The sequence below is a fragment of the Moorena sp. genome, assembly GCF_982860115.1.
The window spans coordinates 1-14,626 of the sequence record NZ_CEYLVT010000067.1; the positions used below are offsets into that span (position 1 = coordinate 1).

General features: G+C 42.8%; 11 protein-coding genes and 2 pseudogenes. 7 read left to right on the forward strand and 6 right to left on the reverse strand.

Annotated elements, in window-relative coordinates:
* Positions 1 to 68 precede the first annotated feature (68 nt).
* Positions 69 to 245: a hypothetical protein gene (locus AC4II3_RS13565; protein WP_488013799.1), complete on the forward strand. Its 177-nt coding sequence runs from the start codon at positions 69 to 71 to the stop codon at positions 243 to 245.
* A gap of 225 nt (positions 246 to 470) precedes the next feature.
* Here the strand turns inward: AC4II3_RS13565 and AC4II3_RS13570 are convergent, their stop codons facing one another.
* Positions 471 to 1,775 (reverse strand): hypothetical protein, encoded by a 1,305-nt coding sequence (locus AC4II3_RS13570; protein ID WP_488013801.1) that lies wholly within the window; start codon positions 1,773 to 1,775, stop codon positions 471 to 473.
* Positions 1,776 to 1,907: 132 nt separating this feature from the next.
* Here AC4II3_RS13570 and AC4II3_RS13575 point away from each other — a divergent pair.
* Positions 1,908 to 2,117 (forward strand): annotated as a pseudogene (locus AC4II3_RS13575) (PIN domain-containing protein); the annotation flags it as partial.
* Between the two features lie 113 nt (positions 2,118 to 2,230).
* Here the strand turns inward: AC4II3_RS13575 and AC4II3_RS13580 are convergent.
* The 4 genes from AC4II3_RS13580 to AC4II3_RS13595 all read right to left on the reverse strand — a co-directional run bounded on the left by AC4II3_RS13580 (position 2,231) and on the right by AC4II3_RS13595 (position 8,081).
* Positions 2,231 to 3,442, reverse strand: a complete 1,212-nt coding sequence (locus AC4II3_RS13580; RefSeq protein WP_488013803.1) for a hypothetical protein — start codon at positions 3,440 to 3,442, stop codon at positions 2,231 to 2,233.
* Positions 3,443 to 3,607: 165 nt separating this feature from the next.
* The gene (locus tag AC4II3_RS13585; RefSeq protein ID WP_488029258.1) at positions 3,608 to 4,393 is read right to left on the reverse strand and encodes a hypothetical protein; all 786 of its coding nucleotides are present in this window, start codon (positions 4,391 to 4,393) and stop codon (positions 3,608 to 3,610) included.
* A 662-nt stretch (positions 4,394 to 5,055) separates the two neighbouring features.
* Positions 5,056 to 5,268: a hypothetical protein gene (locus AC4II3_RS13590; protein ID WP_293073429.1), complete on the reverse strand. Its 213-nt coding sequence runs from the start codon at positions 5,266 to 5,268 to the stop codon at positions 5,056 to 5,058.
* A gap of 884 nt (positions 5,269 to 6,152) precedes the next feature.
* On the reverse strand, positions 6,153 to 8,081 hold the full coding sequence (locus tag AC4II3_RS13595; protein WP_488010628.1) for a cation:proton antiporter: 1,929 nt from the start codon (positions 8,079 to 8,081) through the stop codon (positions 6,153 to 6,155).
* 1,028 nt (positions 8,082 to 9,109) lie between these two features.
* Here AC4II3_RS13595 and AC4II3_RS13600 point away from each other — a divergent pair.
* Positions 9,110 to 10,453, forward strand: coding sequence for an ArnT family glycosyltransferase (locus tag AC4II3_RS13600; protein ID WP_488010630.1), 1,344 nt, complete (start codon positions 9,110 to 9,112; stop codon positions 10,451 to 10,453).
* Positions 10,454 to 10,930: 477 nt separating this feature from the next.
* Here the strand turns inward: AC4II3_RS13600 and AC4II3_RS13605 are convergent, their stop codons facing one another.
* Positions 10,931 to 11,344 (reverse strand): AbrB family transcriptional regulator, encoded by a 414-nt coding sequence (locus AC4II3_RS13605; protein ID WP_488010632.1) that lies wholly within the window; start codon positions 11,342 to 11,344, stop codon positions 10,931 to 10,933.
* A 646-nt stretch (positions 11,345 to 11,990) separates the two neighbouring features.
* Here AC4II3_RS13605 and AC4II3_RS13610 point away from each other — a divergent pair.
* The 4 genes and pseudogenes from AC4II3_RS13610 to AC4II3_RS13625 all read left to right on the forward strand — a co-directional run.
* Positions 11,991 to 12,434, forward strand: a complete 444-nt coding sequence (locus tag AC4II3_RS13610; RefSeq protein WP_488010634.1) for an Rrf2 family transcriptional regulator — start codon at positions 11,991 to 11,993, stop codon at positions 12,432 to 12,434.
* A gap of 16 nt (positions 12,435 to 12,450) precedes the next feature.
* Positions 12,451 to 12,841 (forward strand): annotated as a pseudogene (locus AC4II3_RS13615) (GFA family protein).
* Positions 12,841 to 13,839 (forward strand): adenosylcobinamide-phosphate synthase CbiB, encoded by a 999-nt coding sequence (gene cbiB / locus AC4II3_RS13620; protein WP_488010636.1) that lies wholly within the window; start codon positions 12,841 to 12,843, stop codon positions 13,837 to 13,839. The pseudogene AC4II3_RS13615 and the gene cbiB overlap by 1 nt, the downstream one beginning before the upstream one ends.
* A gap of 421 nt (positions 13,840 to 14,260) precedes the next feature.
* On the forward strand, positions 14,261 to 14,626 hold a 366-nt coding region (locus AC4II3_RS13625; RefSeq protein ID WP_490722827.1), incomplete at its 3' end, for an SH3 domain-containing protein.

Sequence of the window (14,626 nt, forward strand, 5' to 3'; positions counted from 1 at the left end):
TGTCTTGATGCAGTCGCTCATGGGGGAAACCCCCAAGACCGCGCTGCATCGCTTTTTATATCAATCCTATGTTCACATCTCAAATACAAACGCTATATGAGTGCAAGGTGGTTATTGAGGAAGAGGAGTTTACGGTTGAAGTGTTAGTAGGAGATGAGCTGGTAAATAGTCTTTTAGGTGTTTTGTGGTTACGAACAAAGCGTTTGGTTGTGGATTTTTATATGGGAGCGTTAACCCTAGAATAAGCGATTGGCCTATGGCCACCCTACGCGATCGCACTTAACAATGTGGCATCCATCAATTCAAAAACTGCGTCTTTTGCTGCTCCTATCTGATTGTAGACCCTTTCACTCCATTCTTTTAATCGTTTCAATTTCATCTGGACAAGAGGAAGATTATATAAACTTTTAGTTATCTCATCCAGATGAACTAGGGGACAAGTCCTTGGGGTTGGTTAGTCTAAACTCCAGTCAGGACGGATTGCGGCCAAACTTACTGAAGGCTGGATCATCGAATCCATTGTCAAAGAAAAGTCGAGCTGCGGCCTGGGCAGGGGTAACAGCAGAGTCGTGGCTATAGTCAAGACCCAGATCAATATAATTTAACTGGGTCGGTCCCACCCCCTTTTTTCGCATTGCTTTTACGGTTTCCAAAGTATTAGCAAAGAAAACTTCCTGATCCCCCATCGCCCCCACCAACAACATCTCCATCGTGACTGGGGGATTCTTCCAAGACCAATCATAACGGGCATTTTCCTGAATACGTTTAACGAGGGGATCGTTTGAGTTTTGGATCACCATTCGTTCCAGGAACTCAATTGTAAATGTATTCCCCAATAAGGTGAGCTCTTCGAGTAGCTGTTTATTTCCCAAACCCAAATGGTTGATCAGATGATGGGGGACCTGAGGTTTCTGCTCCTTCATCGCCTGTTGAATAAGCAATGTGGTAGTTTGTAGAGGTAGAGCCCCATCATATAACCGGGGCAGTGTGCTATAAAACGGATAACGAAAAACATCCTGCAAACTCTCATAAATACCGCCATAATAATTCTGCCAGGTCATCAAAAGGTAGCCAAAATAAGAGACAAAAGCGGCCGCCCGGAAGTTAGCCGAAAGATACACATCTTTGAACGGGCTAGCCAACCGATATGCACCAGAAAGCGGTGCCGATCGCTTGAGGTTAAAGGTCGGATATTTCATCTCGATGATACTTTTAGTTACCGCCATCGCTATCAGACCTCCCTCGGAATAACCAGACACATAGAGGTCGTTGCTGAAATTCAGCTTAAGGTAGGTCAGAAGTTCACGAGCGGCTCGGATACAATCTATAGCGGCCTGGCTGTTTGGATCAGACATGACATAGGGATGCCACCCCGGATTAATCCCTAAGCCTGGATAATCCGTAAAAACAGTTACATAATTGCCTGAGGAAAAGGCAAAAACGGCTGACTGACTTTGGAAGTTAAAATTAGAGGGCACATCAATCTTTTGACTCATTGTGCCATGTTGAAAACTAACCATCGCCAGGGTTTCAGAGGTTTGCGGAATAGCTACCAGACCAGATAAAATCAGCGGTGGTGCATCGGCGGTGGCGAAACAGTTTTTGGATTTATAAGTAATCTGATACAAGTCAATGCCATGGTTTGCACATGGCAGTTGATATTGCTGATGCCCTGCAGCGGTGGTATAAGCCCAAGTGGCCATGTTGGCATTTACTTGTTCGCGGGTAAACGACAGAAACAGTTTATGGGTTTCAAGATGCTCAAAATTACACATACTTAAGTATCTCCTTAGTATCATAGTTGTTTATGAACGGTATAATAGGGGTTTTAGAGCTGAAAAAGCACGCCTAGGAGTGGCTGAACAGACCAAATTTAGGCGTTGCTGAATTGAAGTATGAATTTAGTCTTTGAAACTATTGAGACTGGACTTGAATCCTCAGATATTCTCTTACTACCTATTTCATTTATTGACACCCTACAAACTTGTTATCTACCTCTAGATCATCGCGATCCATTTGACAGAATGTCGATCGCTCAAGCCATGAATAGATCCCTTGTTTTGATTAGTCGGGATACTAAATTTGATGCTTATCCAATTCAGAGATTATGGGAATGAATTGATAACCTATGGATAATGGCTCTTATTACTGATAGTTAAAGAGGTGCGTTACACTTTGTTAACGCACCCTACAAGAGCAGGCGATCGTACTAAAAAGGACGTTTTTGGGACTAAACGAGCGTTATGTTAGATCCTTGAACCAAGAGAGCTTGAACTGCTGAAGCAGAAAGGGTACCATTGTAGGTGAAGTTAAAATTTGTTTTACCTGCTGTAGCCCCAGTAATGCTAAAATACACTCCACTAAGTAAAAAGTAGCTAAAGCCTGCAAGAAGAGCTGTTGCAACAGTAATATTTCCAGAGGGGACAATATTACTGCTGTCTAAATCATTGCTCTTCAAAGCAGAATTATCCCATACTACCGTGACAACCTTTTCCTGTTGCGTTGTTTGAGATAATAAGGTAGGATAGTTTAGTCGGACTAAACCAACCAAATCAGTATGAGCTTGTGAGATGAACTGGTGACTCTGAATCAAGCTGGGGATGGAATTACTGGCAGCTAACGCTTGGGCTGAGGGTTTTTCCTGAAAAATAACTTTCTCCTGAATTGATATTGGAGTGGAAGTTTCGGTTATCCAGTCCGTTACATTAATGAACCCTAATCCCAAAAATTGTTCCCCATTTTGTTCAAAGTACAAAGGTCCTGCAACTGTGCATGTCGTAATGTCAACATCCACTGAAATTTTATATGTGGGTTTTCGGGATATATTGATCCCTTGAGGAGGGAAGTAGGAAATGATGAAATTAGATTTCGTAAATGACAATATCAATTGCCCTTCTGTAGCCTGTAAATTCTGGGTAATTATAGTCAGGTTTTTGGGAGCATTTTCAAAGTCTCCATGCAAGAATTTTTTCAGACCGTATTCATTATCTTGTTTTTGTGTGGGAACGTTAGCAATTGCATAAATTCCAGACAGTAAAGAACAAACAGAATTATAGTTCTTTTTTATCTCACGGTTAGAACTGCTATAACCTACAAGAAAGGGAGCATTATTGAATAAATTCAAGTAATTTTGATAATTTTCAACCGAATTTATCTCCCATTTCGCTTGTTCTCGGAGAAAATTGGCAATGGTAGATATATTGTTAGCTGGACTGTGTAGGAAGTTTTTAAGGAAAACTTGATAGTTTGGACTTCCTTTAGAGGGAACTGGAGGCTGAAGCCCTTTAGTTTGGTTCAACACCATTTGTTGGTCAGTTCCGGTGAGGCTGGTAATTACCAGCAACTTATTATCAGAATTTGAAGATATAGTCGTCATTTTTTTTATTCCAAGTCTTACAAGTATTAGCGAATGGATGTCCGAAAGTAAACCAATTATATCCATATTTCAAGTTAAAATTAACGCTAGAAAAGCGAATCGTTTGAGGAAGATTTAAACCTCTATAAAACGTCTTTTTTCTTGAAATAAAAGGCTTTAAATTAAGGCAAGAGGGAACGGTTTTTTCTCATTGCTTGTTTCCTATTCCCTCAGAGGTAACAGCCTCGATAATTAATCAAGACATGGAGTGCTGGCTGCTCCTAACCCTTTCGGCTTAGTGGTCATATTCTTAAGCCATTCACTTGTATCCGTTTTTTGTTGTTGGTCAAATACAGGTTTAATCTCCGCCCAACTAGCCGCAGATAGTTGATATACAGCTCGATATAGCTTGTAAGAAGACTCGAAAGTGATAGTACCTTTGTTGTTTTCGGACTTTATTGTAAATATACTGTTGAACAATGAGAATTGCACATCTCCCGAAGAATTGGTCTGCAATAAGTTTTGTGCAAAATTGGAGCCTGTCTCTACTTGTCCAGCATAAGAAAGTGCAGCCTTAGCCAGAGTTTTCACGGAATTAGTAACCGCATCTTTGTCCTCTTCTGCAAGTCCGACAAAGCCATCTACAAAACTGTTTATTAGGATGTCTGAGTTTTTACTTTTTTGCTCGATTTCTTGGCTACTTGAGTTGAGTAAACTCAGGAAAGGTACATCGGCAATATTTTGCGTAAATTGAAGAAAATGAGCAAAATTACCGTTACCCTCTACATCTAGAGGATTATAATTGGCTTTGACTCGACAAAGATTGGCAACAGTCTGCATCCCCTCAAAAATACTCCCAGGTGCAGTTCCTGGGGTTGCAGCGGCGGCAGCTTTTGCTACATAGTCCCCAACTCCTGATGCGTTTGTAGGTGCCATAATTCCTGGAGCCTTGAAGGATTGAACAAGCATACCAGGGATAAAAGGTTGGTTTATGTATTCCAACCATTCTTTCACTTCTTTGAGTTTTCGATCATTCATAATTTTTATTTTCAGAGTTTAACTCGTTTGGTTTTCGAGTGGTTTTAGACTTTGGACAAAATTTGATTTTCTATCCTTCGTCTCTACACCCTTAAGACGATCTCAAAACCCAATTTTGGAATTTTTCGAGTTAGCACCAATTTTTTGATCTCGACTCAACCCATTAACTCCACTTCAAAACTCAAAACCCTTTTGCAACCTAACTTGTAGCCGTTTCAGTGTGTTGGTTGAAAAAGCGATGCTCGGTATGAGCCGCTACGCGAACCCATTACTGATAGTTAAACAGGTGCGCTACACTTTTTTAACGCACCATACAAGATAGGCGATTAGCCCAAAAAGCTAGCGCTTCAACATTGACCTAAGGTCACGCTACGGGAACACACTGCACTATCTCCCTATCTCCCTAAAAAAAAATCGGTCAAGTTTGGGTTAACCCCAATCCTTGACCGAATTCTGTACTTTAACCTTCCACAAATACAGCTAAGCTGCACTCAACTATCGATAATTTCAGATCAACTATGACATGATTCCCGAGTTATTCAGCAACTGCTGAAAAGCAATAACATTCCAACTCATTCTGCTTCATGCTGCTTCATCCTCCTTCACAAAACATCCTTCACCAGTCCTGATTTGCCAGGGGGCAACCCTGGCAAAATCCTATCTTAATCTACGTAAAAATATCGAATCAAAAAAGTCATCACCTCACCAGGCTTTCCGGTGGGCTCGGGAGTGCTCCACTCCTCTGGCTCCGCATACTTAAGGGAATAAATGGCATTAATTGTTTTGCGAACCTTTTCAGGAGAACCGATCAATAAGAGCTTGGCTTTCTTGGGTTTAGGACTTTGGTTGTCGGAAGGAGGAAAATTGTTACTCATCTGAAATTATGGATTGATTTTGTGGACACTATTAATTTATCAATAAATAAATATATTGTCAAGGGGTTTAGAAAATTTTTTTTATTAACAAATCGGCAAAATTAAGAATGAAGAATTAAGAATTAAGAATTAAGAATTAAGAATTAAGAATGAAGAATGGAGAATGAAGAATGAAGAATGAAGGAATCGGGAATTTGCAATAGAGATTAATCCTAGGGTGGGCAGTGCTTTAGAGGGATAAAATCAGTTTGTAATCGGTTTTATAGGCACTGCCAACCGACATCTTCTCTAGATTTTTAATAAAACTACTGGTCTGGTGGGCAGTGCCTAATACCAATTCAAAGGCTGACAATTGTTTGGCTAAGCACTGCCCACCCTACATCTAATCTTGAGCATGCTAATACCAAGTAAGGTTTGTGTTTTGTTCGACTGATCTTGAAAAGATTAGCTACTGCTTAAAAAGATATCAACTAGGTTCTATAGCACTACGCATTCAGATGTTTGACATTGTCTTGATGCAGCGCGGTCATGGGGAGGCACCTCTGCATCGCTCCTAAACTCCGAAACGTGAGTCTAGCTTACTTCTTACTTCTTACTTCTTACTTGCGGACTTGCCCGTAGCGCTATATTAGGACTAAACCCGTCCCCATTTATAGTAAAATTAATCTCTTTGATGGCAAAAAAAAAGCAAGTTATAAATTAACTTGCAAAAGATTTAACCCGATAGATTTTGTGAATTTTATTGGATTATCAACCAAATAATGCCATTATCATCTAATAGCATTATTTGGCTTCTAGGTGCAACAGGGATCCGTGTAGGAATTGTGATAATTTTTGATGCCATATTGCCTACTCCCAGATCCGCTGTTCCCTTTGCTATACAGCTAATTCACACTACTTTCATCTACTGTTGAATTCGATGCCCCTGTAGCAATTGGCAATTCCTCGACTTTGGGTAGCTTTTCGAGGGCCAGACGAGACGAAGACGTCCCACCGGATAAACGCTTCAGAAGTTTTGGTCTAGGGTCATGGAGCAAGTAAATAATATTATCCCCCGGTTGCCAATCTTCATTGCCACTCGCCACTTGAAAACTCTTTTCCCTCTCCACTAGCAAAGGTACCAGTTCTCCAGAGCGAATTAAGGCATTTAGATGAGCTCGCTGAAAACCAAATCCAGCTTCCTTGAGAGTGGTTTTGCCCAACTTGATTTGCCCATCATTAATGTGCTGGATCCAAGTTTTGATCGGTAGTTGTGCAATGAAGGCCTGATTAACCTTGGTTTTATTGTTGTTGCTATTGACTTGGGGGTCACGAGGAAACACTGCTAAGACTCGCGGTGGATTAAACTCCTCTGCTGCTCGTTGAGCCAATACCAAGTTAATCTCACCATTCTTGGTCATTGCTAGGAACGTTCCTACCGATTCGATGCCAGCTTCTTCTAGAACATCCACATCCAAACCACTGCTTTGGAAAACTCGCAGATTTTCGTCCCTTGCTTTTTGGCAGGCTTCTGGGTCTGTATCAATCAGCACAACAGACTCTCCTCGCTCTTGAAACAAACGAGCAATCAGACGGCTCATGGAATTACAACCGATGATTACAGCACCAGTTGCCTCCTCCTCTGGGTTAAGTTTTAGCAATTTGGCGACCCAGCGAGCGGTCAAACCCTGTAACACTACCGTCAACATAATTGTCAGGAATACCAAGGCTTTAATGGAGTCACCACCATTAACCCCCCGTTCCGTTAGGAGAATGGCAAACAAGGAAGCCACAGAAGCACTGACAATTCCCTTAGGACCAATCCAGGACACAAATAATTTTTGCCGCCAATTGAGATCACTATTCCAAGTACAAACTACTACACTGATGGGGCGCACCACCAACATCAACACCAAGACGGTAAAGATACTGCCCCAGCCTAGGGCAAAAACACTGGCGATGGAGAGGTCAGCGGAGAGCAGTACGAATAACATGGAAACCCCAAGGACAGTTAATTGTCCCTTGAAGCGTCGCAACAAGCGCTCTTCAGGCAGGTCAGAGGCTCCCATAACTACTCCAGCCACTACCGTTGCCATCAAACCGGATTCAGAGCGAACCATCTGAGCCAAGCCAAACAAACCCCACATGCCAGCCAGTACCACCAAGTTTTTGAGTTCTTCTGAGATGAAGCGTGCTTGCTTGAGAAGAAACCCCATTAACCAGCCCCCTAAGCCTCCAATAACAGCACCGATGCTCAAACGAAGACCTAGACCAACAAATGCTGCATTTGCACCACCATCACTATTTAAAATTGTGTCCAGGACAACCACTGCCAGAATTGCCCCGACTGGATCAATGAGAACCCCTTCCCCTTCTAGGAGGGTTTCTACACGTCGATCCACTTTTACCTGTTTTAGCAGAGGGCTAATCACCGTTGGTCCGGTGACCACCACTAGAGAGGCATAGAGAAAAGCAATCGGCCAAGGAAACTCCCCTAGCCAGTGAGCCGCCATGCCACCTCCTAATAGGGTAATCAGTGTTCCGATGGTAACTAGATTTCTCAGGCTACCAGACACTTTACCCAGTTCCCGCAGATCTAGGTTTAGCCCTCCTTCAAACAGAATAACTGCCACTGAGAGGGCAACAATTACCTCTAGACCAACCCCTAGCTTCTGTGGGTACAAAAGACCGAAGCCATCTGGTCCGAGTAGAGTGCCAAACATCAGCAAAAAGACAATGCTGGGAATTTTGATATACTCACCCATTACCTGGGCACTGATCCCAGCGAAGATGGCGATAACCATCTGTAGGGTTAGTTCAAATGAGCTTTCCATATGCGTAAGTGTCGCAAGTGATCAACTTAGGTAGAAATTCCTCATTATTCTGTGTTCAACTCCATGGGCTGGCTTGGTCAACAAGTGATCGGTTAGCAGTGAATCTGAACTTGAGGTAAGTTCTAGAACATTGCTCGTAGCAGTCGATGGTCAATGACTGAGCTATAGGTCACAGTAATAAAACCGTCTATAGCCTATCTTAAGCATGCCCTTTGTGTCCTGGTAGTGTATCACTTTCATAGGACTTATTACAGAAGTAGGCAACTTCAGAACTTCGGAACAGTGAACAGGTAAGGATTCTGGAGAATATTTTTTAACTTTGGTTACACTCTTGAGAAAAACTCAAGTTTGAATTACTCAAGAGTATAAGCAAAGCTGTTTGCTGTTGTGCCTTACTTAAACGATTGCTGACCAACACTTCCTCCCGGAGATAACACCGAGCGAGTGTAAATAGTCATGGGGAGGTTTGAGAGTGTCTGTTACCATGTACAGCTGCTACTTGTCTAATTAGTTTTGTTGATATTGTTTTTATCTTGTGTATAATTGTCAGACTTTGCCATTGCTCACCAATCTAATCATTGATTTGACCCATAGCTCACACTAGTTATAGCTCAAAGGTTTTTCTACGTTGATTGGTAATTTAAAAAAAAGTTAAGTTTTAATTCATGCTGAATAGTCGAGCACCCTCAGTTCCACAAAGGACATTCCATCACTAAGGGTAAACAGCTTAATAAAATTGCCTGTTAACTAGTTAGAGACGATTAGTTAGAGACGATTAGTTTTCGGACATAATTGAAAGGTTAAAGGTTAAAAGTGTACTGCGGTGGTCAATAACACCAGACAACGGGGTTAGTAGAGTAGATAAGATGGCGAAGAGCAGTGGGATAATCCCCCAAGTAGAAGCGAAAAATTGGATTATGGCTCGTGGTCTGGTGGGGAAGGGTAAAATTAGCTTCCTTAATGGTTTTTTGTTAAACTTCTAGGTTTAATTATGAATTATTGGTAAAGGTAAAGGTAAAAGTAAATTTATGGATCATAAAACGTTTATTTGGGGTGGCTCGGGAAACCGCATACGTAGAACTCAACGCTGGATTGAGAGATTGTCGCTGTTAGGGTTACTCCTGGCAGCACTATTGTTGTTTAGCATCAATTTGGGCAGTGGTTCCTTGAAAGGGGTAGAGGAAAGCATAGGTAATCTTGCTAGTCAACTACTTTCAGCAAAGGGTGAATTTGGGCAGTGGCTTTACCCAACTCTCGAAGGTGAAACCCTAATTGAACACCCCCCCCTACTAGCCTGGCTAATTGCGGTGGCTTATCAGTTTGGTGGTGTCAACCCGTGGACTACGCGCTTACCTGGTGCCATCCTCAGTGTTCTGTCGGTACTGCTAGTCTATGGTCTTGCTAGAGAAATCTTCCCCTGCCGTCAGAAAGCTATTTTCTCTAGCTTGATTTACCTAACTTTCTTACCAATAGCCCATTATGGGCGTATGGCCATCCTGGATGGAGCTAATCTGTGCTTTGTGGTGTTGATGATGTGGTGTGTGTTGCGATCGCGTCGGGACTCACGCTGGTCACTGGCAGCGGGGATCGGATTAGGCTTGATTTTCCTTACTAAGGGGATCGTGGAGGCATTGTTGATCACAGCGATCACTTTGTTGTTTCTAGCATGGGATACCCCCAGACTGCTGACCTCTACTTATTGGTGGTTGGGATTGCTTTTAGGCTATAGTCCTGCTATTGCTTGGTACACTGTTCCATTGCTGGTACAGGATCAAAGAGCCGTTACTACAACTCAAGACATTCTCTACCAGTCCCTACGCCCGATCTGGAAAGCAGAGGATGGGCAAAATCGCCTCCCTTGGTATTACCTGGGGGAAATTTTAAAATTTTCTGCACCTTGGTTACTGTTCTTTTACTACTGGTTACAGCAGGCTTGGCAGAATCGCCATTGGGGCTGGGCTAAATTAGTACTGGTATGGGCTGGCGGTTACTTGATCGCCATTTCCTTTTTTGTCACTAAATTGCCTGAGTATGTGTTGCCAGTTTACCCAGCATTAGCCCTTGCTGGTGGAGCCCAACTGACAGAGATTTGGCATTGGCCTTCTGGCAAATCTTATCCCCGTTTTTGGAGTATTGGTTTGAGTTTGCTAGGTCTTGCTACCATTACTGTGATGCTTCACTTTGGAATTACAAAAGCTCCTGACCTCAGCTCCTGGCTTTTCTTCGCTTGTGTCCCTTTAACCATGGTTATAGCAGGGATGTTGGTTGCGCGACGGGATAGACAATTTATGGTAATTTTATTCTGGGGAACCTATATTTCACTACTGATTTTGATGTCTTCTGACCATGGGATTTTGGAATTTCTGAGCTAGTTCAACTTAATTATTGCTTAATACTGGTCTCCTTGAGCAATGGAAATTGAAGCCAGCCAGAAGAATTGATGATGCCCCTGACTGGGTGTTATTTATACAATATCCCAATTGACTTATTAAAAGCCTTATTGGGAAGTTTCCATAAATGGGGATGGAAATTGATACACCGCTTTCTTAACAGACAGTGATCGGGTTGGCCTTCAGCTATCAGCAGTCAGCTGACGCGCTACTTTTCGCCTTTGCAAACAGCTAATGTTTTGGGAGCCTGGGTTTATCAAGAGAGTAAGCTTATGGGCTCCTTTTCAAACCACGCTTACCGTTTAAAGCCTCGTGGATTGGTTCTCTTGAGGGCATCATGAATGGCTACTTGCACAGGGTTTCAAGTAGCGCTAATGCTGATAACTGACGGCGGAATGCTGACGTTTTGAGCGACAGCACATTTACCGATTACGACGTTCTAAGCCTTGTCTATTCGGTTCAGGATGCTTCACGTGTTTCTTCATCTGCTTCATCAACTTGTTTAAGGTGAATGTGCTTGCGTCCCAGAGTGATTTCAAACTGGTCGCCTGGTTGTAAACCCATTTGTTTCGTATAAGCTGAGCCAATCAGAAGATTGCCGTTAGACTGCACACTAATCCGATAGCTGGCACTGCGTCCGCCACGACCATTGCCATTGACTTTGCTGTCTAATTCAATCCCCTCGGCATCAATAAGGGCATTGAGGAACTTCATCATATTGACTCGCTCTACTCCGTTTTTTGTCACGGTGTAGTAGCCACAGGCTCTAGCTTTTTCTTCTTTGCTCAGGTTACCTAGCTGTTTTACTTTATCAAGCAATTCTTGCCCCTGCAGAGGAACGATCGGAGCAGCCATGTTTTTCTTTTTAGCCATCAACTTGAATCTAATACTAAGGACTTAAGTGGTATCCAGCATTTCTACTGGACTGACTGTCAACTAAGATAACAAAATCTTAGTTTAATATCAGTATATGAGACTATATTACACCCAGAGTGTCAAATGTGTTCGTTAATAGTCAGTTTTTAACTACCGTTCAACTACACCAATAGGTTGTGAATAGGTTGTGAACAACTTTGAGCATCTGGGTCACAGGAAAATTGCCTAGGGTCAGGGGAAAGTTGCCTAAAAGAGTATGGGCTACTCTTGTAGGCAATTTCCCCACCAGCCAGCTGTACTTTCCATCCCTGTCACAAGTCAATGGCTATCTCCATTGGGTGAAACTATTTTATAGTTTCTTTGAGCTGTTGCATTCAGAAGGGCGGGCTATCAGCTATCAGCCATTGATAGTCTAAGATATAAGCTTCTGCCTTGAAGCCGATAGCTAAAAGCATACCGCTCAAAGTATAGTCTTCAGGATGAGAGGGTTCCTTGGTTCCCCCTGCTCTTGATGCTGATAGCTGAGTGCATTAAACGAGCGTGATCTTTAAACAGGTCATAAAATCGTTTCCGACTTTAGTCTTTCAAAAAAATTGTCCCGTTAACTCCCACGTCCACTTTCCGATTGGATTGCTATTTTATTATGAAGCTCACCACTCGTGGACACTACAGTGTTAAGGCACTACTAGATTTGAGCCTAAGACCAGGGTATGGACCGACATCGGTTAGAGCGATCGCTAAACGGCAAGGTCTACCAGCTCCATATCTAGAAAAACTACTGATTGAGATGCGTCGTGCTGGCTTAGTCAAGTCAGTTCGTGGAGCTCAAGGAGGCTATCAATTAGCCCATGAACCCACAAAAATTTCCCTCGGCAAAATCCTAGAAGCAGTGGGTGAAACCATCGAACCACTACCTCACCATACCCCAGACGCTGGTCAAGCCGAAGACTGGGTTACATTTACACTTTGGCATCGTTTGCATCAAAAGCTTAAAGAAGCATTGTACACTATAACTCTTGCCGATCTTTATTATGATGCCCGTAGTTGGCAAGCGGCTATGGGAGAAGAAACCAGTTTCGTTGTTTGAATCAATTTTTCTGAAGATGAAAAAGAGTAACGAACCGATTACTTATGAGGGAGGCTGTCATTGTGGCGCTGTCCGCTTCCAGGTAATTGTCAACAAGCATGAGGCAATTGATTGCAATTGTTCGATGTGTAAAAAAAAAGGGCATCTTACACGTGATTGTCTCCCCTGAGCAATTTAGCTTACTTAAGGGAGATCAAGTGTTGACTAGTTATACCTTCAACACTCACACGGCCAAGCACACATTCTGCAAAATCTGTGGCATTCATCCTTTCTATCGACCCCGCTCTCATCCCAATGGGATTTCTGTCAACCTACGTTGTCTTGACGGTGATGTTCTATCTCGATTTACCATTGTCCCTTTCGATGGGGCTAACTGGGAAGAGAATGTCGATAAAATTAGAAAGTAGTGCTTCAAATCCTGGGTAATAACCATACTAATGGTGTCATTTTGCTGCTGGCGGCTAGTCTGGATTATCTGATCGGTGATCCTTGGGGTTGGGTCCATCCAGTGCAGGTTATGGGCTGGGTAATCTCTAAGTTCACTCAGCTAGCAATTCATTTCTGGCAGCAGCCTTGGCAACGACGCCTAGCAGGAATTGGGTTGGGTATTGGACTAATTATTGGGAGTGGAGTAGCTGGATGGTTTATTGTCTTCCTAGGAATCTGGCTCAATCCCTTTTTGGGTATAGGCATAGGAACGATCTTGCTAGCCAGTTGTTTTGCTGCTCGCTCTCTTCGAGCAGCAGCAATGGATGTATTACAGCCTTTAACTGCCGGAGAATTAGAACTAGCCCGTTCTAGATTAAGTCAATATGTTGGTCGTGATACAGAAAATCTTTGTGAGTCGGAAATCCTACGAGCTGTCCTAGAAACGGTGGCGGAAAACACTACCGATGGGGTCACAGCCCCTCTGTTCTATGCCATTGTTGGAGCGTTGATTCCTGGGGTTGGTAGTGTTCCTCTGGCCTTAGCTTATAAAGCTGCCAGTACTTTAGATTCGATGGTCGGTTACCGCCGAGAGCCTTACACGAATTTAGGTTGGTTTAGTGCTAAATTTGAAGATTTACTAACCTGGATCCCCTGTCGATTAACCGTATTGACCCTAGCCTTGATGTCTGGAAAACCTCAGCAGGTCTGGCGTCTATGTCGCCGTGATGCTATTGCTGATCCGAGTCCTAACTCTGGCTGGAGTGAATCGGCTTTTGCTGTGATTTTGGAGGTTCAGCTGGGAGGGACTAATGTTTACAGTGGTGTTGTCAAGCAAAAACCCTTATTAGGGAAACCTACCTACGAGATCACACCAGGAAAAATTAACCAAGCCTTAGAGCTGACAAGGTATTGTTTTTTAATTTGGCTGGGGATAGGGTTGGTTTTTTGTCTAGTGCAATATAGCCTTTTTAAATGAGATGTAAACCTATATGGTATTTTTTTTTGTCCAATAAAACTTCGGAGCTCTTTCCCCTCTTGTCTGCAAGCCTCTTCCATCCATGCCTTTTACAGCAAGAAGTCTGTTTACAACCCAGATATAAACGCGCTTATGGGATCCCTTCACACAAAGTTATCGTTTAATCAGGCAATTATTTTTTTTTGCTTAAATTTTCCCATATGGTAGGAAATTGTCTTATAATCTTTTTCCAGCCATCTATTTTGTTTTGCTGAACAAAAGAATGACATCAAGTATAGTTGGGTCAGTTACCGATTACCGATTACCGATTACCCTTGGGTCTTCCAGCTGACAGCAAAGCCATCAGTTTTCCCCCAACTTTAGGGAGAATTGTGATCATAATTGCCTCAAAACTTAATAAAACTTAAAAAAGGAGAAAAACGTGGAAGTACTTGCTTACACTCATTCCTATGAATCCTATGAAGAAGCAGTAGGTATTGATTGTGATCTAGATCTAAGAGAACTCAACCTCAACTGGTTTAAAATTCCCAACACTGCTTGGCTCGGTTTACTAGGATGTGCGGTCTGGTTAGCGAGTCTGAGTGTAACAGCTCCAGTGTTTGCGGCTTTGGAAACAGGAATCAAAGTAAGCACTCCAAGTGGTGGTTGTTTGACTGCACGCAAAGGTCCGAGCGATACTTCCGCAGCTGTCGCCTGTGTTCCCAATGGAGCTGTACTCAAACCTGTGGTTGTTAAAAATGGGAATTGGCTGCAGCTGAGCAGTGGCAATTGGGTTTATGGTCCTTAC